Source organism: Streptomyces sp. NRRL F-5755 (assembly GCF_001279365.1).
Taxonomy (GTDB): domain Bacteria; phylum Actinomycetota; class Actinomycetes; order Streptomycetales; family Streptomycetaceae; genus Streptomyces; species Streptomyces rimosus.
Map to the genome: position 1 here is coordinate 1 of NZ_LGCW01000306.1, position 22,440 is coordinate 22,440.

Sequence of the window (22,440 nt, forward strand, 5' to 3'; positions counted from 1 at the left end):
GTTGGTCGGACTCGGCCCTTCCAAGCTGTGCAGGAACCACATCCGCTGCTGCCCGAACGACAACGGCATCGGATCAGGCCGCTCCGCCGGTACGAGAACGGGGCGCACCGCCTCGAATTCGTCCAGTCGGCCTGCCAGCCCGGCAACCGTGGGCGCCTCGAACAACACCCGCACCGAAATCTCCGCACCCAGGGCCCCCTTGATACGGCTGGCCAGCCGTGTCGCCAACAGGGAATCCCCGCCCAGGTCGAAGAACCCGTCATCGATACCGACCTGCTCCAGCCCCAGCACCTCGGCAAACAACCGGCACAGAATCTGCTCCTGCGGCGTACGAGGCATGCGGTCCGAGGCAGCCCCCGCATAATCCGGCGCGGGCAACGCCGCCCGGTCCACCTTCCCATTGGCCGTCAACGGCAACGCATCCAGCACCACCACCGCCGACGGCACCATGTAATCCGGCAATCGCTCCGCGGCGTAGTCCCTCAGGCCCGCCATCTCTCCGACGACATACGCCACCAGCCGCTTGTCCCCGGGCTGGTCCTCCCGTACGAACGCCGCCACCTGCGCCACGCCGGGGCACTGTCCGAGCACGGCTTCGACCTCGGCCAACTCGATACGGAATCCCCGGATCTTCACCTGGTCGTCGGCCCGGCCGAGGAACACCAGACGCCCGTCCCGGTCCCAGCGCACCACATCGCCCGTCCGGTACATCCGGCCGCCACCGTCGTACGGGCACGCCACGAAGCGTTCCGCGGTCATGGCCGGGCGCCCCAGGTATTCGCGGGCCACGCCCCGGCCGGCTATGTACAACTCCCCGGCCACGCCCACCGGGACCGGGCGCAGAAAGCCGTCGAGGACGAAGACGCGCAGGCCGTCCCGGGGGCCGCCGATCGGCAGTACGGACGGCACCTTCGAGCCCGGAGCGATGGCGAACGTCGTGGCGCACAACGTGGTTTCCGTGGGGCCGTACATGTGGTGGATCACGGCGGCCGGGCACGCCTCGGCGACGCGGGCGACGGCTTCGGCGGGAACCACGTCGCCGCCCGCGAGGACGTGCCGGAGACCGGCGAAGCATTCCGGGGTCTCCTGCGCCAGGACGCGGAACAGCCCGGCGGTCACATGCACCGCCGTCAGGGAGTGGTCGTCGACGAGGCGGCTCAGGGTGTGGCCGTCAAGGTCCACCTCGGGCGCCACGACCACGCACCCGCCGTTCAGCAGCGGCACCCACAGCTCGAACGTCGACGCGTCGAAGGCATGCGGCGCATGGAAAAGCACGCGCCCGGTGCCGATGTCGTCCCAGCAGGAATCCAGCGCCAGGGCGGCGACACCGCCGTGGGTGGCCACGACTCCCTTGGGCACGCCGGTCGAACCGGAGGTGTACATCACGTACAAGGCCGACTCCGGCGATACCCGTACCGGCAGCTGGGCCGCCGGGAAGCCGCCGTCGGCCGCCTCCCGCGCCTCCGCCTCACCGACCACCAGGGCCGGAGCGGAATCGGCGAGCAGCCACCGCACCCGCTCCGCCGGGTACGAGGTGTCCACCGGCACGAACACCGCGCCCGCCTTCGCGATGCCGAGCAGCACGACGACCAGCTCCGCCGACCGGGGAAGCGTCACCGCGACCCGGTCGCCGGGCGCCACTCCCCTGCTGTGCAGATAGCGGGCGAACCGGTTCGCGCGCGCGTCCAGTTCGCCGTACGTCAGCGACACGTCGTCGGCCCGTACGGCGATCTCGGCCCGCGACCGCCGCACGGCCGCGTCGAACAGGCCGGGGACCGTGCGGTCCTCGACGGCGGCCGCTCCGGCGTTGACGCCGGAGACGAGGCGTTCCCGCTCCCCGGGGGCGAGGAGTTCGACCTCGCCGAGCCGCAGTTCCGGGTCGGCGGCGACCTGGTCGAGGACCGCGAGCAGCCGGGTGATCAGATGCCGGGCGCCGTCCGGGTCGAAGAGGTCGGTGGCGTACTCCAGGTAGCCGTCCAGGCCCGCGCCGCCGGTCCGCTCCGCCAGGCCGAGGGCGAGGTCGAACTCGACCGTCGCGGGCGGTACGGGGACCGGTGCCGCGGCGAGGCCGGGCAGGTCCCAGGCGGGGTGGAGGTCGTCCTCCATCACCAGCAGCACCTGGAACAGCGGGTGCCGGGCGGTCGAGCGGGCGGGTTTCAGGGCTTCCACGAGGTGCTCGAACGGGAGGTCCTGGTGGGCGTAGGCGGCGAGGTCGGTGTCCCGGGCGCGGGCCACCAGTTCCCGGAACGTCGGATCGCCCGCGGCGTCGGTGCGCAGGACCAGGGTGTTGAGGAAGAAGCCGACGACGTGGTGCAGGGACTCGTCGGTGCGGTCCGTGACGGGGGTGCCGAGCGGGATGTCGTCGCCCGCGCCGAGCCGGGACAGCAGCAGGACGACCGCGGCCTGGGCGACCGTGAACAGGGTGGCGTCGCAGTCGCGGGCGATCTCGCTCAGCCGCCGGTGCACCCGGGCGTCGACGGTGAACGGCAGGACGGCGCCGCGGTGGCTGGCCGTGGCGGGCCGGGGCCGGTCGGTGGGCAGGGCGATCTGGTCCGGCAGGCCGGCGAGGGTCTTGGTCCAGTGGGCGAGCTGCTCGTCGAGCAGGCCGTTGCGGCTGTCGAGGAGGTCGTGCTGCCAGAGGGTGTAGTCGGCGTACTGGACGGGCAGCGGCCGGAGGTCCGGCGTGCGGCCCGCGCTGCGCGCGGCGTACGCCGTCGAGAGGTCCCGGGCGAGGACGCCCATCGACCAGCCGTCGGCGGCGATGTGGTGCACGACCACGAGGAGGACGTGGGTGTCGTCGGGCAGCTGGAACAGCGTCGCCCGCCGGGGCGGTGCCGTGTCGAGGGCGAACCGGCGGCCGATGTGGTCGGCCAGGTCGGTGTCCAGGGCTTCTTCGGTGGTGGGGACTGTGCACAGGTCCTCGGCGCCGTCCCCGGCGTCCAGCACGAGCTGGTGGGGTACGCCGTCGCGCTCGGGAAACACCGTGCGCAGCGGCTCGTGGCGGGCGATCACGTCCGCCCAGGCGGCGCGCAGCGCGGGCAGGTCCAGGGCGCCGGTGAGGCGGACGGCCATGGCCATGTTGTAGGCGCCGCTGGTGTCCTCCAGCCGGTTCGCGAACCACATGCGCTGCTGCCCGAACGACAGCGGCAGGACATCGGGCCGCTCCGCCGGGACGACGGGCGGGCGGCCGGCGCCCAGTTCGTTCAGCCGTCCGGCCAGGCCCGCGACGGTGGGCGACTCGAACACCACGGTGATCGGGATCTCGACGCCCAGGGCGGCGCGGGCGCGGCTGGTCAGCCGCATGGCCAGGAGGGAGTCGCCGCCCAGGTCGAAGAACCGGTCGTCGATGCCGACCCGCTCCAGGCCGAGGACCTCGGCGAACAGGCGGCACAGGGTCTGCTCGTGCGGGGTGCGGGGCGCGCGGCCCGTGGTGGCCGCCGCGTAGTCGGGGGCGGGCAGCGCGGCCCGGTCGACCTTGCCGTTGGCGGTCAGCGGCAGCGCGTCGAGGGTGATGACGGTGGCGGGGATCATGTAGTCGGGAAGCCGGTCGGCGGCGAAGTCCCGGAGGCCGGCGGTGTCGCCGACGACGTACGCGACCAGCCGCTTGTCGCCGGGGCGGTCCTCCCGTACGACGACGGCCGCCTGCTCCACGCCGGGGGCCTGCCCGAGGACCGTCTCGATCTCGGCGGGCTCGATGCGGAAACCTCGGACCTTTACCTGGTCGTCGGCCCGGCGCAGGAAGACCAGGCGGCCGTCCCGGTCCCAGCGGACCAGGTCGCCGGTGCGGTACATGCGCCCGCCGCCGTACGGGCAGGCCACGAAGCGCTCCGCGGTCAGGGCGGGGCGGTTCAGGTAGCCGGGGGCCACGCCCCACCCCGCGACGTACAGTTCGCCGGTCACGCCGACCGGCACCGGGCGCAGGGCGCGGTCCAGGACGAAGACCCGTACGCCGTCGCGCGGGCGGCCGATGGGGAGGACCGCGGGCGCTCGCGTGCCGGGCGGGAGGGAGTGGGTGGTGGCGCAGAGGGTGATCTCCGTCGGGCCGTACAGGTGGTGCAGCGTGGCCTGCGGGCATGCCTCGGTGACCCGGGCGACGGCTTCGGGGGGCACCACGTCGCCGCCGGTCAGGACGTGGCGGAGACCGGCGAAGCACTCCGGGGTCTCCTGCGCCAGGACGCGGAACAGTCCGGCGGTGACGTGTACGGCCGTCAGCGCGTGGCCGGCGATAAGCCGGGCCAGCGTCGCGCCGTCCAGGTCCGCCGGCGGGGCCACCACCACGCAGCCGCCGTTGAGCAGCGGCACCCACAGTTCGAACGTCGAGGCGTCGAAGGCGTGCGGGGCGTGGAACAGGACGCGGCCGGTGCCGATGTCGCCCCAGCAGGTGTCGCGTGCGAGGGCCGCGACGCTGCCGTGGGTGGCCGTCACGCCCTTGGGCGCGCCGGTCGAGCCGGAGGTGTACATCACGTACAGGCCGGACTCCGGCGATGTCCGGGCCGGGAGCGGTGCGGGCGAGGAGTCGCGGAGGGCGTCCTCCTGTGCCGCTTCCGGGCCGCTGATCACCAGCGCGGGCGCGGAGTCCGCGAGGAGGTACCGCACCCGCTCGGGCGGGTAGGACGGGTCGACCGGTACGGCCACCGCGCCGGCCTTCGCGATGCCGAGGAGGGTGACGACCAGTTCAGCGGAGCGGGGCAGCAGGACGCCCACCCGGTCGCCGGGCGCCACTCCCCCGGTGCGCAGATACCGGGCGAAACGGTTCGCTCGCGCGTCCAGTCCGGCGTACGTGAGGGTGTCCGCGCCGCAGACGACGGCGGGCGCGTCCGGGGAGCGTCCGGCCACCTCCGCGAACCGGGCCGGCACGGTCGTGTCCGGCGGGGCCGGGCGGCCGGTGTTCACGTCGGTGAGCAGCCGCTCCCCTTCGCCGTCGAGCAGCGCCGCGACCCGGCTCACCGGCAGCGCCGGGTCCGCCGTCAGCTGGGCGAGGACCGCGGTGAGCCGGGCGGCGAGGGTGGCGGCCGTCTCCCGGTCGAAGAGTTCCGCGTTGTGCCAGAGCCCGCCCTCGATGCCGCGCGGCGCGCCGTCGGCGTCGTGCCGCTCGCTGAGGTTGAGGTAGAGGTCGAAGAGGCCGAACGTCAGGTCGTCCCTGGCGGCCTCGATGCCGACCCGCTCCGGTACGGCGGTCAGTCCGGCCAGGGCCCAGGCGGCGCCGGGCGCGTCCTCCATCACCAGCAGGACCTGGAAGAGCGGGTGCCGGGCCAGTGAGCGGTCGGGGTTCAGCACCGCTACGAGGTGTTCGAACGGGAGGTCCTGGTGTGCCTCGGCGGCCCGTTCCGTGGTGCGTACCCGCCGGAGCAGGTCGGTGAAGGCGGGGTCGTCGGTGAGGTCCGTACGCAGGACGAGGGTGTTGGCGGCGAAACCCACGAGCTCGTCGAGGGCGGGGTCGGTGCGGCCGTCGGCCGGGGAGCCGATGGGGATGTCCTCGCCCGCGCCCAGCCGCGAGAGCAGAACGGCCAGGGCGGCCCGTACCACCATGAGCGGTGTGGCGTCGCAGTCGCGGGCGAGCCTTAGGAGCGCCCGGTGGGTGTGCTCCGGGATGCGGACCGGGACGGAGCCGCCCTCGTGCCGGGGCTCGGCGGGGCGGGGCCGGTCGTAGGGAAGGTCGAGCTGGGCGGGCAGGTCCGCGAGGTTCCGCTGCCAGTAGGCGAGCTGGCGCCCGTACACGCTCTCCGGGTCCTGCTGTGCGCCGAGCAGTTCCTGCTGGCGCCGGGCAAATTCCGTGTACGCGATGGGCAGCGGCCCCCAGTCCGGCTGCCGCCCCCGCGAACGGGCGGTGTAGGCCCGGGACAGGTCGCGGGCCAGGATTTCCAGCGACCGGCCGTCCACGGCGATGTGGTGCACCACCAGCAGCAGCACGTGCTCGCGGGCGGACAGGACGTACAGCGTCGCCCTGCACGGCGGCTCGGACCGGAGGTCGAACTCCCGGCCCGCCTCGGCCGCGAGGGCCCCCGCCACCTCATCTTCGGTGACGCTGCGTGACGCGAGCCCGGCGGGCGGCTCGTCCAGGACCTGTTGCCGGGCCTCGCCGTCCGCCTCGGAGAAGACCGTGCGCAGCGCCTCGTGGCGCCCTACGACATCGGCCCAGGCCGCCTCCAGGGCCGGGCGGTCCAGCGCGCCGGTGAGCCGGACGGCCGTCGCCATCGTGTAGGCGGTGCCGGTGTTCTCCAGCCTGTTGACGAACCACATGCGCTGCTGGCCGGACGACAGCGCAATGCCTGTCGACTCCGTCCGGGCAGCGCGGATATTCCGGTTTCCGCGCACGCCGAGCTCCCCCCGTGAATTACAACGCCGCGCGGCCACAACTCTTTACGGGGCGCGCGGCGGCAGCTCTTGCGGCGAAGATACCCGTACGGTGGCGGCACCACGCACTGTCCAGCGATGCGGAAGTTTGACATCCAGAAAAGAAAAGCAGCGATCGGTTCAGGGTGCGACGGGAGGGAATTCGACGCGGATTTCCAGACCGCCGTCCGGCAGCGGTTCGGCGCGCAGCTCCGCGTCGTGGGCGGCCGCGATGGCGGCCACGATCGACAGGCCGATGCCCTGGCCCTCGTGGCCGCCGAGGCGAGTCGTCCGCAGCCGCTGGAACGGCTGGAAGATCAGCTCGATCTGGGACGGCAGGACCTCGGGCCCGGTGTTGCGCACCCACAGCGCGGGCCGGTTCCCGCGCAGACCCGTCCGGACCCGCACCCGGCCATCCGGCACGTTGTGGCGCACCGCGTTGTCGACCAGGTTGATGATCAGCCGTTCCAGCAGCGGCGGATCGCCCAGGACCGCGGCCGGCGCCAGCTCGCTGTCGATCCGTACGCCCGGCGGCCCGTCACCGGAGCGGGGCTGCTCCAGGTATTCGGCGGCCAGCGCCGCCAGGTCCGCCGGCACCCGCCGGTCCAGGCCGCGCTGGCTGCGCGCCAGCGTCAGCAGCGCCTCGATCAGCTTCTCCTGCCGGGCGTTGCTGCCCAGCACCCGTACGCACGTCTCACGCAGTTCGGCGGCGCTCGCGTCCGGGTCGGCGAGAGTGATCTCCAGCAGGCTGCGCTCGAAGGTGAGCGGGGTGCGCAGTTCGTGGGAGGCGTTGGCGACGAATCTGCGCTGCGCCTCGAACGCGCCCTCCAGATGGTCGAGCAGCGCGTCGAAGGTGTCGGCCAGGTCCTTGATCTCATCGGACGGGCCGGGCGCGCTCAGCCGCCGGTGCAGGTCGTTCGCCGAGATCGCCTTGGCGGTGTCGGCCATGGTCCGCAAGGGGCGCAGCGCCCGGCCGGCCATCACCCAGCCCAGCCACACCGACAGGAAGGTCAGCAGCGCCAGCGCTATGCCGGACGAGGTGAGCAGCTTTTCCAGGTAGTCGCTGCGCTGCTGTTGCAGCTGCTGTTCCAGGTCCACCGTCGGGGCCGGTACGCCGGTGGCGGCACCGAGGCCGCTCGGGGTCACGCTCGCGGCCGGCGGGTTGGGCGGCTCGACGCCGGACCACGGCGGCCGGCCCGCCACCAGCAGGTAGACCACGGTGAGCAGCAGCACTCCGGTGACGAGGAAGAGCGCCCCGTACAACAGGGTCAGCCGCAGCCGGATGGTCCAGCGGACCCTGGCGGGACGGCCGGGCGCGGGCCGGGCCGGACGCGGTACGCGGCGCATCCCCGGCACCCTCAGATCCGGTAGCCGGCCTGGGCGACGGTCTCGATGAGCGGCGGGTCGCCCAGCTTGCGGCGCAGCCGGCTCACGGTGACCTTGACCGTGTTGGTGAACGGGTCGGCGGCCTCGTCCCAGGCGCGCTCCAGCAGCTCTTCGGCGGAGACCACGCGCCCGCCCGCGGACAGCAGCAGTTCCAGGACGGCGAATTCCTTGGGGCTGAGGTCCAGGCGCTTGCCCGCCCGCAGCGCGGTGCGCTTGCCGGGGTCCAGCTTGAGGTCGGCGTGGCACAGCACCGGGGGCAGCGCGGGCTGGCTGCGGCGGCCCAGGGCGCGGATACGGGCGACGAGTTCGGCGAACGCGAACGGCTTGGGCAGATAGTCGTCGGCGCCGCCGGCCAGCCCCTCGACCCGGTCCTCGATGGTCGAGGCGGCGGTCAGCATCAGGACCCGCGCCGGGTACCCCTCGGTGACCAGCGTCTGGCACACCTCGTCGCCGTGGACGCCGGGCAGGTCGCGGTCCAGGACGACGACCTCGTACCGGTTGACCGAGGTGCGTTCCAGCGCGGCCGTGCCGTCCAGGGCGACGTCGACCGCCATCCCTTCCCGGCGCAGGCCCGCGGCCAGCGTCTCCGCGAGTTCGCGATGATCCTCCACCACCAGAATCCGCATGGCCCCCACCAGTCGGCTCGACTCCGTTGATCGTGACCTTGCTCGCGGGGCGGTTACAGCGGCGTAAGGGCGCCGGCCGGGGTTACAGGCGCCTAACACCCGGCGTTCCGTCGCGGTAACCGCCCGGTTGGTGAACTGGCTTCCAGACGTCCAGCGTCCCAGAGGAGTTGACATGTCGGCACCGTCCGAAGAGGAAACACCACGCAAGAAGAAGCGCAGGCTGCTCGCCGTCCCGCTGCTCGTCGCGGCCCTGGCGGCCGGCGGGACCGTGCTCGTGCTGCAGACCGGCTCGTCGTCCGCGGCGCCGGCCGCGTCGTCGGCGAAGATCGGCGCCGCGGCGGCCACGTCGTCGGCGTCGGCATCGAGCGGTACGGGCGGATCCGGCGCGGACGCCTCGACGCGGGAGCAGCAGGCCGAGGCGTTCACCCAGTGCATGCGGGACAACGGGGTCAAGGACTTCCCGGGCATCACGATCAAGGAGAACGGACAGCTCCAGCTGAAGGGCGGGAGCAACGTCAACCCGGTCTCCAAGGCGTACCGGGCGGCGGCCAAGACGTGTGCGTCGAAGCTGCCGGAGGGCAGCAAGAGCCTGCCCAAGGAGCCCACCGCGGTGACGCCCGAGACACCGTCGCTCGGTTTCACCTGCACCGAGGACTGCCCTTCGACGCCCAAGGCGCCGAGCCTGCCTTCTGATTTCTGACCTGTAGGGGGTACGTCCAACCGCCTCAATTGGGCGGTTGGACATTCCCGGCATGCCAGGAATCCACAAAATCCGAACCGGCACCACGACAAAATCCGACCTGTAACCGCCGCGTAACCGCCTGCCGGTCACCATGGAAGATTCGCACCCGCCCCGGTAATTCCGGACGGCGTTCGAATAACAGCCCCAATTCAGCTTCACGAGCATGACCCGGCGCCGAATTCGCCACCGCATCGGCCGCCGGGGACCGTGTGGCCCGCCGCGGCCGATCCCCCGTGCGCAGATGCGACGGCCGGGCGCCGCGCCCCGGTCCCCGGCGGTGCACCACCCCGCCCGGCCCGGGCCCGCCGGCCACCGGACGGCCCGCCCCCGGGCCGTCCGGTGGCCTCCCGACCGGAAACGTAATGTTTTCGTGGCAGAGCAGAACATAGGTACGGTGAGTCATCCCATAGGGTCGAGCGGTGATCGAACGTCGAAAAGGGGCACACGCCCGGACCACCGCAGCCGCTCCGGGCGGCCGATGGCCCGCCCTCCTCCTCCGGTGGTGGCGGGCCGGATACCTCCGCATACGCCGGCTCCGCCCGGCCTACCCACGCCCGGGACGCACCGGTTTTCGGCGCTGGATACCGTCCTGGCGCCAGTCGCTGGGCCTGGGCGGCTCCTTCGTCGGCATCCTGACGGGGATCCTCGCGATCATGTACGCACGGACCGAGATACCCGCCGACCTGAACGCCTTCGCCACCCAGCAGGACAACGTCTACTACTGGGCCGACGGCACCGAGATGGCCCGCACCGGCGACATCAACCGGCAGGACATGCCGCTCGACTCCGTCCCCGAGAAGGTCCGGTGGGCCGCGCTGGCCGCCGAGAACGAGACGTTCTACTCCGACAGCGGCATCTCGCCCAGCGGCATCATCCGGGCCGCCACCAGGATGGTCACCGGCGGTGACACCCAGGGCGGGTCCACCATCACCCAGCAGTACGTCAAGAACGCCTACCTCAACCAGGACCAGACGTTCACCCGCAAGCTCACCGAGGCGTTCATCGCGATCAAACTGGACAACAAGATGTCCAAGGACGAGATCCTCGAACGCTATCTGAACACCAGCTGGTACGGACGCGGCACCTACGGCATTCAGCGCGCCGCCCACGCCTACTACGGCAAGGACGCCTCGCAGCTGAACGTGAGCGAGGGCGCGTTCCTCGCCTCGCTGCTCAAGGGTGCGGCGCTGTACGACCCGGCGCTCGGCGCCGAGGCCCACAAGCGCGCGGTGGAGCGCTGGAACTGGGTCCTGGACCGGATGGTGGTCATCGGCAAGCTCTCCAAGGAGGAGCGGGACGGCTACACCCGCTTCCCCGAGCCGCAGGCCCCGCCCAAGCCCGCCGGGCTGACCGGGCAGAACGGCTACCTCGTGGAGACGGCCCGCGCCTACGTCGACGCGCACACCGAGATCTCCGAGAAGGACTTCGCCCTCGGCGGCTACCAGATCCACACCACCTTCGAGAAGCCCCGGATGACGGCGCTGGCCAAGGCGGTCGGCGCGGCGCGCGCCAAGCTCTCCCCGGACACCCGGCAGGCCGACCGCAATGTCCGCATCGGCGCGGCCTCGGTGACCACGGACGGACGGATCGTGGCGCTGTACGGCGGACCCGACTACCTCAAGCAGGGCTTCAACGACGCAAACTCCTCGGTGGTGCCGGCCGGCAGCGCCTTCACCCCGTTCGTCTACGCCGCGGCGCTGCGCGACGGCGTCGAGCGCGAGCGCGGCAAGCCCCGTACGCCCGTCACCCCGGCCACGGTCTACGACGGCAACAACAAGATCACGCTGCTCACCCCGGAGGGGCCGTACTGGGACCGCTCCGGCAAGATCGCCAAGGCGGAGAACGACGGCGGGAAGTCCTGGGGCAGGATCCCGCTGAAGAGCGCGGTCGCGAACTCCGTCAACACCGCGGTCATGCAGCTGGGCATGGACGTGGGCCTGGAGCGGGTGGGCAAGGTCGGTGTGCAGACCGGGCTGCTGGAGAGCAGCCTCGGCGAGAAGCTGCCGTCGTTCGCCCTCGGCACCGCCACGCCCAGCGCGATCCGGATGGCCGACGCGTACGCCACGTTCGCGGGCCGGGGCCGGCACAGCGAGCCGTACTCGGTCGGCAAGCTCGTGCGCAACGGCAGCAACGTGGCGATCGAGAAGCCGTCCGTCAAGCAGGTGCTGCCGCAGAACGTGGCGGGTGCCGTGGACGACGCGCTGCGCGAGGCGGTCGTCCGGGGCAGCGCCACCGCGGCCAAGGCGGCCGGTACCGGCGCGGCCGGCAAGACGGGCACCGCGCAGGACAACACGTCCGCCTGGTTCGTCGGCTATCGCGGCACCCTGTCGACCGCCGTCTCGCTGGCCCGCATCGATCCGCACAGCCAGGAGCTCCAGCCGCTGGACGGCATCGGCGGGCGGCACAAGGACATGGCCGGCAGCACGCTCCCGATCGACATCTGGACGCGCTACATGACCGCCCGCTGAGGGCCCGCGGCCGGTGCGTCCACCGGCCGCGTCCCGGTCCGCGGAGCTCTCAGGGGCTCCGCGGACCGCCGCGGTGGCTACTTCACCACCGACGACCAGTCCGTGATCTGCGCCGGGTCCAGTCCGCGCAGCCGCTCCAGGACCGCGGGGTCCTGGGCGTCCAGCCAGTCGGCCACCTGCTTGAAGGTGGCACAGCGCACCTCCTTCTTGGTGCACACCGCCTTCACCACGTCCTCGATGGCCTTCATGTAGATGCCGCCGTTCCAGTCCTCGAAGTGGTTGCCGATGAACAGCGGCGCGCGGCTCCCGTGGTAGACGCGGTTGAACCCGTTGAGATATCCGTCCCGGGTGAGTTTCCGCCACTGCTCGTACTTCGCCGGGTCACCCTTGGTGTTGTCGCCGGACTGGTTGTAGAGGAAGTTGAAGTCCATGGACAGGACCTGCTTCTCGCTCTTGGGATACGGCAGCAGCTGGAGCGGGAAATTCCATATGCCGTTCTTCTTCGACGGCCACACCTGGAAGTCGCCCGGCGAACTGGCGTCGTAGCGCCATTTGAAGTCCTTGGCGGCGGTGAGCAGGTTCTCCTGCCCCTCCAGGCACGGCGCGCGCCCGCCCACCAGCTCCTTCTCGTAGTCGAAGGGCAGCGGCGGCAGGTTCTTGTAGCCGGTGTTCGTCTTCCAGTTCTGGACGAAGGAATACGACTGCTGGATCTCGCTCTTCCACTCCGCGACGCTCCAGTCGCCGCCGCCCTTGGGCCCGCAGAAATGGCCGTTGAAGTGGGTACCTATCTCGTTGCCCTCCAGCCAGGCACTCCGGAGCTGGCGCAGGGTGTCCTTGATGTGCTCGTCCGTGGCGTAGGAAATCGCCGAGGCGCCCGGCTTGTGCTGCGGCGGCTTGTACATCGTCGCCTTGGATTTCGGCAGCAGATACGTACCGGTGAGGAAGTAGGTCATCTGGGCGTTGTGCTGTTTGGCGACCTCGCGGAAATGGGAGAAGAGGTGATCGCCCCCCTCCAGCGCGCCGTCCCAGGAGAACACCACGAACTGCGGGGGCTTCTCGCCGGGCTTGAGCTTCGTGGGCTTGGGCTGCTTCGGCTGCGGGCCGGTGTACGACGTCGAGCCGTCCCCGAGCACCCTGACCTTGCCGTCCCACTTCTCCTCGGGCTTCGGCGTCCCGTCCTTGCCCTTGCCGTCCTCCGGCGGGGCCGGCCGTGGCTGGGCGGAGTCCCGGGCCTGCCCCGCCGGCTGCTTCCCGTCCCCGCCCTGGTCGTCGGAGCCGCAGGCCGACAGGCCGAGGGCGAGCGCCGCCACGGTGACCAGAGCCGGCGTGCCGAGCACGCTCCTCTTCGACATATTCCTACCCCCTGGCACCAAAACACATGTTCTGGCGCAAGTATCACAGAGGCATCATGCTGCCCATCACCCCCCTGGTGCCGCATATCACGTCACCGGGGCGGCCGGGCGGCGGCATCTTCCCGCGCGCCGCCCGGCCCGGCCGTCAGGTGCGGTAGGCGTAGTAGACCGCGTCCGGGTAGGACGCGATGATGCTCGCCACCGACTTCCGGTAGGTGTTGGTCGAGTGGTACGTCAGGTACGGCACGCCGTAGCTGCTGCGGTACGTCGTCATCATGGAGTGGTCCTTGGACCCGTCACCGTCGAAGTCCATTTGCATGACGTCGCCGATGTCCATCTGGTAGACGTTCGACAAACTGGTCACGCGCTTGGAGTTCAGCGCGTACCAGGACCACTCGTTGACCCCGAGCCAGCTGTCGGACTGGCCGTTCGCGTCGTACCACCACTTGCGGTAGTCCGACGTGGCCCCGCCCTCGGGCTTCCAGCCGCCGGCCTTCAGGGCCTGGCTGAGGAAGTTGGTGCAGTCGCCGCCGTCCGCGTTGAACTTCCGGTACTGGGGGTTGTAGTTCCGCCAGTACTTCTCCGTGTACGCGGCCATCGCGGCGTAGTCGTACCCGCCGGTCAGCTGCTTGCGGGGCGTCGAGCGCCAGGGCCGGTCCGTCGAGGCCGGAGGCGCGCTGGGCATGGTGTTCCCGTCGTCCGCGACCGCCGCCGCCCGCAGCGCCGGGGCGTTGATCGCGCCGGGCCCGTCGTCCTTGGAGCGGATGCCCGTCAGCTCCCACGTCCCGCCCGGGACGGCGGTGAAGTCGAGCTCGTGGCGGGCCTTGAAGCCGGTGGTGCCCGGCTCGTCGCCGCGGATCTTCTTGTACGTGAGCGTGGTGCTCTCGGTCACCTCGACCGTGGCGCGCCGGCCGGTGAGCCGGGTGCCGTCCACGGTGACCTTGGTGTCGGCGGCGGTGTACGCCTCCCCGAGGGCGGCGAGCCGCTGCTTGCGGGCGCGGAGGGTGGCCACCCCGGCGTTCTCGGAGCGCGCCAGGCCCGCCGACAGGCGCACCTGCTTGCGGGGCAGCGGGGCTATCCGCCCGGAGCGGGTGTCGAGCAGCGCGGCCGTGCGCTGCGTCAGCAGGGCGTCGGCGGTGCGGCTGAACGTTTCTGCGGTGGCCTGGTCCACCCCGCCGGTGCGGGGGGCCGCCGCCGCGGGCACGGCGGGCAGCAGTACGGCCGCCGTGGCGACGGTGAGCACCGTGCCGACGGCGGATCTGAGGGTCGTTGATCTCACGAATTTTCCCCTTTACACCCCGGCCCACCCGGGCCGGGCAGGGAATCTTTACACAAACTCCTCAGAATTGGATCAGGCAGGAGGGCTCCGATGCCGTCGCCGCCCGGCGGGCGGGGCGGGGCAGGTGGCCCTACCGGCCGGCCGCCACCCGTCCCGGACCGCACACCCGCGCCCCTTCCCGACCGGCCCCGGCTCAGTCCGTCGCCGTACGCACCCAGGCCGTCGTCCACGGCGGCAGCTCGTCGCCGGTGACGGGCGCGGAGGACAGCAGCAGCGTGCCGGCGGGCAGCGGCCGTGGCGTGTCCGAGAGATTGGCCAGGCAGTGCCACCCGCCCGAGCGCCGGAAGTGCAGCAGTCCCCCGGCAACCGCCTCATCGTCGCCGACCCACTCCAGCGCTTCGTCCGCGAGCAGCCCCCGGCGCAAGTGCAGCGCCTTCCGGTACAGCTCCAAGGGCGCCGTCGGCCGCCCCTCCTGCGCCTCCACGGACAATTCGCCCCAGTACGGCGGCTGCGGCAGCCAGGACCCGCCGCTGCCGAAGCCGTACGAGCTGCCGGTACGCCGCCAGGGCAGCGGCACCCGGCAGCCGTCCCGGCCCTTCGACCGCCCCTGGCTACGGGTCCACACCGGGTCCTGCAAAGCGCCGCGGTCGAGGTCGGCGACTTCGGGCAGGCCCAGTTCCTCGCCCTGGTAGAGGTAACCGGCACCGGGCAGCGCCAGCATCAGCAGGGTCGCGGCGAGCGCCCGGCGCAGCCCGTACTCCCGGTCGAGGGGCGGCTGCCGCCCGTCGGAGAGCAGCCACGCCTCCGCGTCGCAGCCCTCCGGCAGGCCGTGCCGGGAAGCGTGCCGGATCACGTCGTGGTTGGAGAGCACCCAGGTCGCGGTGGCCCCGGCCGCCCGCGCGCCGGCCAGCGCGGTGTCGATGGAGGCGCGCAGTTCGCCCGCGTGCAGCGACGCCTCCAGGAAGTCGAAGTTGAACGCCTGGCCCAGCTCCTGGGGCGTGGCGTAGGCGGTGCGGCGGGAATTGCGTACCCACGCCTCGGCGACCGCGATCCGCGGCGGGTCGTATTCGTTGAAGACCGTGCGCCAGTCGCGGAAGATGTCGTGCACCTCGTCGCGGTCCCAGAAGGGGTGGCTGCCGTCCTCGGGCAGGTCCTGCGGGTCGTACGCCTCGACGGTGCCGATGTCGCGGAGCGGCGCGGCCAGGTCCTTGGCCAGGCCGTGCGCCACGTCGACCCGGAAGCCGTCCACCCCGCGGTCGGACCAGAAGCGCAGCGTCGCAAGGAACTCGGCGCGGACCTCGGGGTTGTCCCAGTTGAAGTCGGGCTGCTGCGCGGCGAAGAGATGCAGATACCACCAGCCGTCGGGCAGCCGGGTCCAGGCGGGACCGCCGAAGCACGACACCCAGTCGGTGGGCGGCAGTTCGCCGCGCACGCCCTTGCCCTCGCGGAAGACGTACCGCTCCCGCGCGGCGGAGCCGGGGCCGGACCGCAGCGCCTCCTGGAACCACCGGTGCTGGTCGGAGGAGTGGTTGGGCACGATGTCGACCATGACCTTCAGGCCCAGCCGGTGGGCCTCGGCGACCAGCGCGTCGAAGTCGTCGAGGGTGCCCAGGCGCGGATCGACATCGCGGTAGTCGGCCACGTCGTAACCGCCGTCGGCGAGTTGGGACGGATAGAAGGGACTGAGCCAGACGGCGTCCACCCCGAGGCCGGCGAGGTGGCCGAGCCGGGAGGTCACACCGGGCAGGTCGCCGATGCCGTCACCGTCGGAGTCGGCGAAGCTGCGCGGATACACCTGGTAGACGACGGCCTGCCGCCACCAGTGGCGGGTCTCCGCGGGACGGCCGGACCGGCCGGGGATTGCGTGGTGCTGTGCGGTCATGTGACTGCCTTTCAGCTTGCGGTACGGGGTGAGAGCACTCAGGGGCACAACGGCGTCGGCGCCCTTTCCGTCATCCCTTCCACTGCCCCGGAGGCCATGCCGGAGACCAGGGCACGGCGGAGGAGCATGGCCAGGACGCCGGTGGAGGCCGACTCGACGGCCGCGGAGGTGCTGGCCGCGCCCAGCCGGCTTGCGTCCGCGGTGGTCGCCGCCGCCGAGAGGCAGCCGCCCGGCTTTCGGGCGGGCCCCGGCCCCGCGACCTGGATTCGCCGGATGCCGGAGCCGATCGGCACGGTCGTCGGCAACAGCGTTCCGCGCTGACCGCGCATTCACGGCCAGGACGCCGCACAGTACGCTTTCCTGCCGACAGCGTGGCACAGCGCGGGGCTTCGCCGGGATGGTGAGGGGCCCGGACACGGACGACATCGGGAGCATGAACCCGTGGTCGTCTTCCAAGGGGGCGTTGACCTGTCATGGGGAAGTCTCACGTTCGGCCACGCCATGTGGGATCGGTGTACCTCGCACTGGCGGTCGCCGGGGCCGCGGGGGCGCTGTGGCTGGCGGACCGGTTCGCTCTCTCCATGGCACAGACGGCGGCCACGCTGCTGCCCACGGTCGCGGGGTCGTATCTCTCCTGGGCCTCGTTCCGTTCGAGCCGGCCGGCACCTTCTGCGGGGCCCTCACTTGAATGCCTCGCCGAACAACTGGCGGCGGCCGTGCGCATGCAGTGGGAGACCGAAGCCGGGGTGCGGGGGCTGTACGACCCCCGGCCGCTCACCGTGCCCTGGCGAGCGGCACCGGAGCACCTGGTGGAGGAGTGGAGGGAATTGCGGTGGCTCGCGGAGGCAGGCCGCGGCGAATCCACGCGGGCCGACTCGCTGCGCTGGGCACAGGGGCCGGCCGAACTGGCGGGCTGCGGCGGGCAGATACTCCAGGTCTTCCGGGACCAAGTGCCCACCGGGCGGCTCGTGGTCCTGGGGGAGCCCGGCTCGGGCAAGACCATGCTGCTGGTCCGGCTGTTGCTGGAACTGACCGAGCACCGCGACCCGGGCGCCTGCGTGCCGGTGCTGTTCCCCCTGTCCTCGTGGGACCCGTCACAGCAGGACCTGGAGTCCTGGCTGGCGCACCGGCTCACCCAGGATTTCGAAGAACTCGCGGCTCCCGGTCCGCAGACGTTCGGCAGCATGAGCCGCGCCCGGGCACTGCTGGCGCACCGGCTGATCCTGCCGCTGCTGGACGGCCTCGACGAACTGCCCGCCCGGGTCAGGGGGCAGGCCCTCGACCAGATCAACCGCGGGCTGCCGCTCGGCCGGGCCGTGGTCCTCTCCAGCCGTACGGCGGAATACCACCAGGCCGCCGCCCCCGCCGACGGGCTGCCGCGCAAGCTGGCCGGGGCAGCCGGGATCGAACTGCTCCCTCTGGCGGCGCGGGAGACGGCGGCGTACCTGCGCCGCGACGCCGGTGGGGCGGGGACACCCGCGGCACGCCGGTGGGACCGTGTGCTGCACGGATTGCGGGACGGCGGCCCCGTCGCCGATGCCCTGAGCACGCCGCTGACGGTTTTCCTGGCCCGCACCGTCTACAACCCCCGTACCGGAGAACCGCTGGAGGCGGTCCCCTCCCCCGACGAGCTGCTGGACGCCCCGGCGCTCACGAGCCGCGCAGCCGTGGAGGCGCACCTCTTCGCCGCGTTCGTCCCCGCGGCCTACCGCCCTCACCCGCGCGTTCCCTCTCCTTGGTCCGCCGGGGAAGCCGAGCGGGCACTGCGTTGGCTCGCCCGGCACGCGGAGCGCGTCCGGGCCGGCGGCGCCGACCTGGCCTGGTGGCAGCTGAGCCGCGCCGTCCCCCACTGGCTGCCGCCGGTGCTGATCGGGATACTGGCGGCGGCCTTGGAGCACGGCACGGCCTGGGTGATCGAACACAGCAACGGTCACTATGACATCGGCGGTCCTTCGGCGGGCACCGTGCCCTCGCAGGGGCTGCTCGCCGGGCTCATCGGCGGGCTCGCAGGGCGGCTCCCCGGCGGACTGACCGGCGCCTCGGTCAGTGTGGGGGGAATGCTGCTCCGCGACATGCCCATGTACAGCGATGTCTGGCCGGAGCTGCTGTGCGGCTTCGCCTACGGCTTCATCGGCGGTCTCATGGGGGAGCTCACGTCGACCCTGGCGGCGCGACGGGCGGGCGGCGAGCCGGGGTCCGGGCAGCGTCGGCGGACCCGGGCGTGGGGTGTGGCCCTTCTGGGGGGCGCGGTGGGAGCCGGATACGGATACGTCCACCTGCCGGGGTGGGCCATGATCGTCACTCTGGCCTGCCTGTTCGGGCTCGCAGGCGGCCTTGCGGCCGGCTACGCCGCACGTCCGGAGGAAGTCCCGCCGGCCGCGGGCGTCCGGTGGTCGTGGCACTGGGGCGGCCTCCTGATCGGGCTGGGAGGAGGACTGGCCGTCACCACGCCCGCCTTAGCGATGCATTTCTTGAGGGCCGACGACGAGACCTCCATGGGGCTCGCGATCGTGGGTGCGTTCACCGGCGCGATCGGGACCAACTTCCTGGGCTCCGCCGCCGGGGCAGGTGCCGTGGCCGTGTACTGCCTCGCGGGCAGCATCCCGTACGGCATCCGGGGAAAGGCGGCGGACCTCACCCAGGTTCCGGGCCCGGCGGCGCTCCTCGCCCGCGACCACCGCACGTCTTGGAGGATCGGCTGGATGACGGCCCTGGCGGTGGGAGTCGTGATCGGGCTGACGGTCTGGTGTGCATCTTTGCCGCAGCTGGTACCGGCCCCGGAGCTGAAGAGCTGGCGGGACATCGGGATCGAGTGGGTCGTGACCGCGCCCGAACTGGTGCAGGCACTGGTGACCGGTGCCTTGGTGGGGACAGTGGTCGGCCTCGCCGTTGCCTGGAACCAGACCGCCTGGGGCCCCTTCACCGTCGCGCGCGGCTACCTGGCCCTGCGGCGCCGGCTGCCCCGGCGTCTGATGGCCTTCCTCGCGGACGCCCATCAACACCGCGGGGTACTGCGGCAGGCCGGGGCCTTCTACCAGTTCCGGCACATCGAGCTGCAGAAACATCTCGCGGCGGGCGAGCCCGGCGGGAGGCGGCCGGTCCGGTGACGCGCCGACGGGCCGCAGCGACTCCTCGATCGTCCGCGGACATCCCGTCGGAGCCCCGCACTCCAGGCTTCGGGGCGGTCATTCTCTCCTCGGCCCCTGGTGTCCGCGCCCGTGCACACGCACCACGAACCGGGGGCGGTCCGGCGCGCGTGATGCCCGTACCCCCCCGATGGCGCGACACCGGACGACGGCCGGACGACGCCTCCGAGGCACCGGAAGGCCGCGCCCCGGCCCCACGTAATCTTGCCCGGACGACACACCGCCCCGCGCCCACCAGGGCACCACAGCGAGGAGTTGACCATGGGCGCACCGGACGCGCAGGACACCGCCAAGCGGCTGCGGGCCGTCTGCGAGGAACTGTCGGAGCGGTTCTACGAGCGGGACGACGTGGTGCGGACGCTGGTGGTGACGCTGCTGGCCGGGCGGCACTCGTTGGTACTCGGGCCGCCCGGGACGGCGAAGTCCGAACTGGCCCGGGAGCTCACCGGCCGGATCGACGGGGCCTCCTACTGGGAGATCCTGCTGTCCAAGTTCACCGCACCGACGCGGATGTTCGGGCCCATCGACGTCGCAGCGCTGGCCCGGGGCGAGTACCGCCAGGTCTACGACGGGCGCGCCACGACCGCGCACGTGGCGTTCATCGACGAGATATTCAAATGCTCGACGGCCGCGCTCAACGAGACGCTCGGCTACCTCAACGAGCGGATCTACCACCCCGAGAACGGCGGCGCGCCGGTCCGCTGCCCGCTGATCGGCGCCATCACGGCGAGCAACGAACTGCCCGGCGGGGAGGACGCGGCCGCGATCTACGACCGGCTGCTGGTGCGCATCGAGGTCGGGTACCTGGAAGACCCCTCGAACTTCGCCGCGCTGGTCCGCTCCGCCGTCAGCAGCCCGGCGGCACCGGCACGGACGACCGTCGAACTGGCCGCGTTGCAGCACGCCGTGACCGAAGCCGTCCCCGCGGTGGACGTGCCCGACGCGATCGTGGACGCCGTGTGTACGCTGCGCGCCGCCCTGCGCCGCAAGGAACTCGTCGCCTCGGACCGCCGCTGGCGGCAGGCGGTGGGGCTGCTCCAGGCGTCCGCGTACCTCGACGGCCGTCCGGCGGTCGCCGAAGCCGATCTGTCGGTGCTGACGCATGTGCTGTGGGACTCCCCCGCCCAGCGCCCGACCGTCGAACGCGAGGTGCTGCACCTGGTCAATCCCGACGCCAAGGAAGCGCTCGACCTGGCCGACACCATCGACGAGCTGGAGGCTCAGCTCGACGCCATGGCCGGGCAGTCCCGCGAGGCGCTGAGCGAGTGGGTCATCAAGAACGCCCACAACACGCTCGCCAGGGCGGGCAAGCGGCTGGAGCGGCTGCGCGCGGAGGCGGCGGGCGCCGGCCGCTCGACCACCGCCATCGAACGGGTCGCCGGCCGCCAGCGCGCCGTCCGCGCCCGGGTGCTCACCGAAGCCCTCGGCGTGGACGCGAGCACGGTGCAGGCCCAGCTCTGAACACGGCCGGCCGGGATACGGATATGAGCGGGACACCGAGCGGACTCGACGAGCCGGCGAACCGGGCCGGGACGTGGCTGGACCGGTCCCCCACCACTGCCGAGGGGCACACCGCGGCCGTGGTCGCGGACCCGTTCGAGCAGATCGCGTGGCGCGACACCTACGCGCAGTCGGCGGGGCTGCGTGAGCTGGCCGAGGAGCTGGCCGAACGCCACGACCACGCCGCCGACCTCTTGGCCGACGCGTTCCTGGCCGCCTACAAGGCCGGCCCCCGGCTGCGCGAGCGCGCGGAGATGGCCCCCTCCCGGCTGGTCAACCACCGGATCATCACCTTCCTGGTGGAGTCACCGGAGTTCGCCGAGCTGCACCGGGAGACGGTCGGCGACCCGTACGCCGCCGCCATGGCCGTACTCGCCCAGGCCACCGCGCTGCGCGACATGCTGGAGCGCTTCCGGCCTGCCCGGGAGCAGGCCGAGCGGGCGACGAAGGCCCGGCAGGACGCCGAAGGCGCGACGGCCGCGGTGGGCGCGGCGCTTCAGCAGGCCGCCGCCGGGGCCGGTGCGGACGGCACCGTACCGGCTCCGGCCGCCGAGGCCGTACGACGGGCGATCGACTCCGCCGAGGCCGCCGGCGCCGCCGCGCGACGGGCCGCCCGGGGCGCCGGGCAGGCCCTCGCGGCAACGGCCCCCGGCCTCCGCCCCACCGCGCGGAAGGCCGTGCCGAAGGCCACCGAAACCGTAGGGGAAGAGGCGGCGCTGATGCGGGCGTGGGGCGTCGGCCCCGGCGAGCTGGAGCGGCTGCCGTACGACGAGCGCGCCCGGCTCGCCGAGCGGCTGCGCACCAGCCGCCTCGCCCAGTGGGCCGAGCTGATCGGCCGCTTCCGGCAGATGGCCGACGGCGAACGCGCCCGCAAGGTCGAGAACGCCACCGGGGAGCTGATCGGCGTCACCCTCGGCAACGACCTCTCCCGCGTCATCCCCTCCGAGCTGGCCAACCTCGGCCTGCCCGAACTGCGCGCGGTGTTCGCCGCGCGCTACGCCGCCGGAGAGCTGATGCTCTACGACAGCCAGGGCGAGCAGACCACCGGCCGGGGCGCCGTCATCGCGTGCGTCGACACCTCGCACTCCATGTACATGGAAGGGCCCGGCGGAGGCACCCGCGAAGCATGGGCCAAGGCGTGCGCCCTCGCGCTACTGGACCAGGCCCGCCACGCGCAGCGCGACTTCGTCGGCATCCTCTTCTCCTCCGCCGGCCGACTACGGGTCTTCCGCTTCCCGGCCGGCGAGCCCGCCCCCACCGCCCGGGTGCTCGACTTCGCGGAAACCTTCCTCGGCGGCGGCACCAGCTACCAAAGCCCCCTGTCCGCGGCCGTCGAACTGCTGGAGGAGGAGTTCGACTCCGCCGCCCGTGCCCGCGGCGACATCGTCCTGCTCACCGACGACGAGTGCGACGTCACCGAGGCATGGAGGCGCGACTGGAACGCCGCCAAGCACCGCCTGGGCTTCCGCGTCTTCGGCGTGGCCATCGGCGCCCCCCGCGCCGCCGAGGCCGACTCGGTCCTGGACACGCTGAGCGACAACCTCCGCTCCGTGGAGGATTTCATGGATGTGCGGGTGGCGGCGGATCTGTTCCGGGTGATCTGAAAGCGCGGCGATCGGGAGGACAACTCGTTGCCTTGAGCACGACGTGAACGAAGTTGACACATAACCGTAGCTTTACTCCTCTTTGGCATCGCCTTGACCGTCAATTGCCGGTAACCTCCCGT

At 72.3% G+C, this 22,440-nt stretch carries 12 protein-coding genes; 6 read left to right on the forward strand and 6 right to left on the reverse strand.

Going from position 1 to position 22,440, the window contains the following annotated elements:
• The 3 genes from ADK86_RS34965 to ADK86_RS34975 form a co-directional block, all read right to left on the reverse strand.
• Positions 1-6,315: non-ribosomal peptide synthetase (locus tag ADK86_RS34965; RefSeq protein WP_234346233.1), on the reverse strand; the 6,315-nt coding region annotated here is incomplete at its 3' end.
• A gap of 159 nt (positions 6,316-6,474) precedes the next feature.
• On the reverse strand, positions 6,475-7,680 hold the full coding sequence (locus ADK86_RS34970) for a sensor histidine kinase (protein WP_053700226.1): 1,206 nt from the start codon (positions 7,678-7,680) through the stop codon (positions 6,475-6,477).
• Between the two features lie 11 nt (positions 7,681-7,691).
• On the reverse strand, positions 7,692-8,345 hold the full coding sequence (locus ADK86_RS34975) for a response regulator transcription factor (RefSeq protein ID WP_003980682.1): 654 nt from the start codon (positions 8,343-8,345) through the stop codon (positions 7,692-7,694).
• Positions 8,346-8,517: 172 nt separating this feature from the next.
• On the opposite strand from ADK86_RS34975, the gene ADK86_RS34980 reads away from it, so the two are divergent.
• Complete coding sequence (locus ADK86_RS34980) at positions 8,518-9,045, forward strand: hypothetical protein (RefSeq protein WP_030592008.1); 528 nt, start codon at positions 8,518-8,520, stop codon at positions 9,043-9,045.
• Positions 9,046-9,740: 695 nt separating this feature from the next.
• Positions 9,741-11,555 (forward strand): transglycosylase domain-containing protein, encoded by a 1,815-nt coding sequence (locus ADK86_RS34985; RefSeq protein ID WP_234346234.1) that lies wholly within the window; start codon positions 9,741-9,743, stop codon positions 11,553-11,555.
• A 77-nt stretch (positions 11,556-11,632) separates the two neighbouring features.
• Here ADK86_RS34985 and ADK86_RS34990 read toward each other — a convergent pair whose 3' ends face one another.
• The 3 genes from ADK86_RS34990 to ADK86_RS35000 all read right to left on the reverse strand — a co-directional run bounded on the left by ADK86_RS34990 (position 11,633) and on the right by ADK86_RS35000 (position 16,068).
• Positions 11,633-12,907 carry a hypothetical protein gene (locus ADK86_RS34990; RefSeq protein ID WP_053700227.1) on the reverse strand — a complete coding sequence of 425 codons (1,275 nt, stop codon included), beginning with the start codon at positions 12,905-12,907 and terminating at the stop codon, positions 11,633-11,635.
• A 145-nt stretch (positions 12,908-13,052) separates the two neighbouring features.
• Positions 13,053-14,186 (reverse strand): amidase domain-containing protein, encoded by a 1,134-nt coding sequence (locus tag ADK86_RS34995; protein WP_234346235.1) that lies wholly within the window; start codon positions 14,184-14,186, stop codon positions 13,053-13,055.
• 193 nt (positions 14,187-14,379) lie between these two features.
• On the reverse strand, positions 14,380-16,068 hold the full coding sequence (locus ADK86_RS35000) for a glycoside hydrolase family 13 protein (protein WP_053700361.1): 1,689 nt from the start codon (positions 16,066-16,068) through the stop codon (positions 14,380-14,382).
• Between the two features lie 126 nt (positions 16,069-16,194).
• Here ADK86_RS35000 and ADK86_RS43510 point away from each other — a divergent pair, with 126 nt between their 5' ends.
• The 4 genes from ADK86_RS43510 (at position 16,195) to ADK86_RS35020 (ending at position 22,318) form a co-directional block, all read left to right on the forward strand.
• Positions 16,195-16,389: a hypothetical protein gene (locus tag ADK86_RS43510; protein ID WP_159394028.1), complete on the forward strand. Its 195-nt coding sequence runs from the start codon at positions 16,195-16,197 to the stop codon at positions 16,387-16,389.
• A 191-nt stretch (positions 16,390-16,580) separates the two neighbouring features.
• Complete coding sequence (locus ADK86_RS35010; RefSeq protein ID WP_053700230.1) at positions 16,581-19,175, forward strand: NACHT domain-containing protein; 2,595 nt, start codon at positions 16,581-16,583, stop codon at positions 19,173-19,175.
• A gap of 300 nt (positions 19,176-19,475) precedes the next feature.
• Positions 19,476-20,675, forward strand: a complete 1,200-nt coding sequence (locus ADK86_RS35015) for an AAA family ATPase (RefSeq protein ID WP_053700231.1) — start codon at positions 19,476-19,478, stop codon at positions 20,673-20,675.
• A gap of 23 nt (positions 20,676-20,698) precedes the next feature.
• Positions 20,699-22,318 (forward strand): VWA domain-containing protein, encoded by a 1,620-nt coding sequence (locus tag ADK86_RS35020; protein ID WP_053700232.1) that lies wholly within the window; start codon positions 20,699-20,701, stop codon positions 22,316-22,318.
• The last annotated feature ends 122 nt before the right edge of the window (positions 22,319-22,440 follow it).

Excerpts from the sequence above, each read along its gene's own strand:
- ADK86_RS34970 (WP_053700226.1), bottom strand. The coding sequence starts at position 7,680 with ATGCGCCGCGTACCGCGTCCGGCCCGGCCCGCGCCCGGCCGTCCCGCC.
- ADK86_RS34975 (WP_003980682.1), bottom strand. The coding sequence starts at position 8,345 with ATGCGGATTCTGGTGGTGGAGGATCATCGCGAACTCGCGGAGACGCTG.
- ADK86_RS34980 (WP_030592008.1), top strand. The coding sequence starts at position 8,518 with ATGTCGGCACCGTCCGAAGAGGAAACACCACGCAAGAAGAAGCGCAGG.
- ADK86_RS34985 (WP_234346234.1), top strand. The coding sequence starts at position 9,741 with ATGTACGCACGGACCGAGATACCCGCCGACCTGAACGCCTTCGCCACC.
- ADK86_RS34990 (WP_053700227.1), bottom strand. The coding sequence starts at position 12,907 with ATGTCGAAGAGGAGCGTGCTCGGCACGCCGGCTCTGGTCACCGTGGCG.
- ADK86_RS35000 (WP_053700361.1), bottom strand. The coding sequence starts at position 16,068 with ATGACCGCACAGCACCACGCAATCCCCGGCCGGTCCGGCCGTCCCGCG.
- ADK86_RS43510 (WP_159394028.1), top strand. The coding sequence starts at position 16,195 with ATGGCCAGGACGCCGGTGGAGGCCGACTCGACGGCCGCGGAGGTGCTG.
- ADK86_RS35015 (WP_053700231.1), top strand. The coding sequence starts at position 19,476 with ATGGGCGCACCGGACGCGCAGGACACCGCCAAGCGGCTGCGGGCCGTC.
- ADK86_RS35020 (WP_053700232.1), top strand. The coding sequence starts at position 20,699 with ATGAGCGGGACACCGAGCGGACTCGACGAGCCGGCGAACCGGGCCGGG.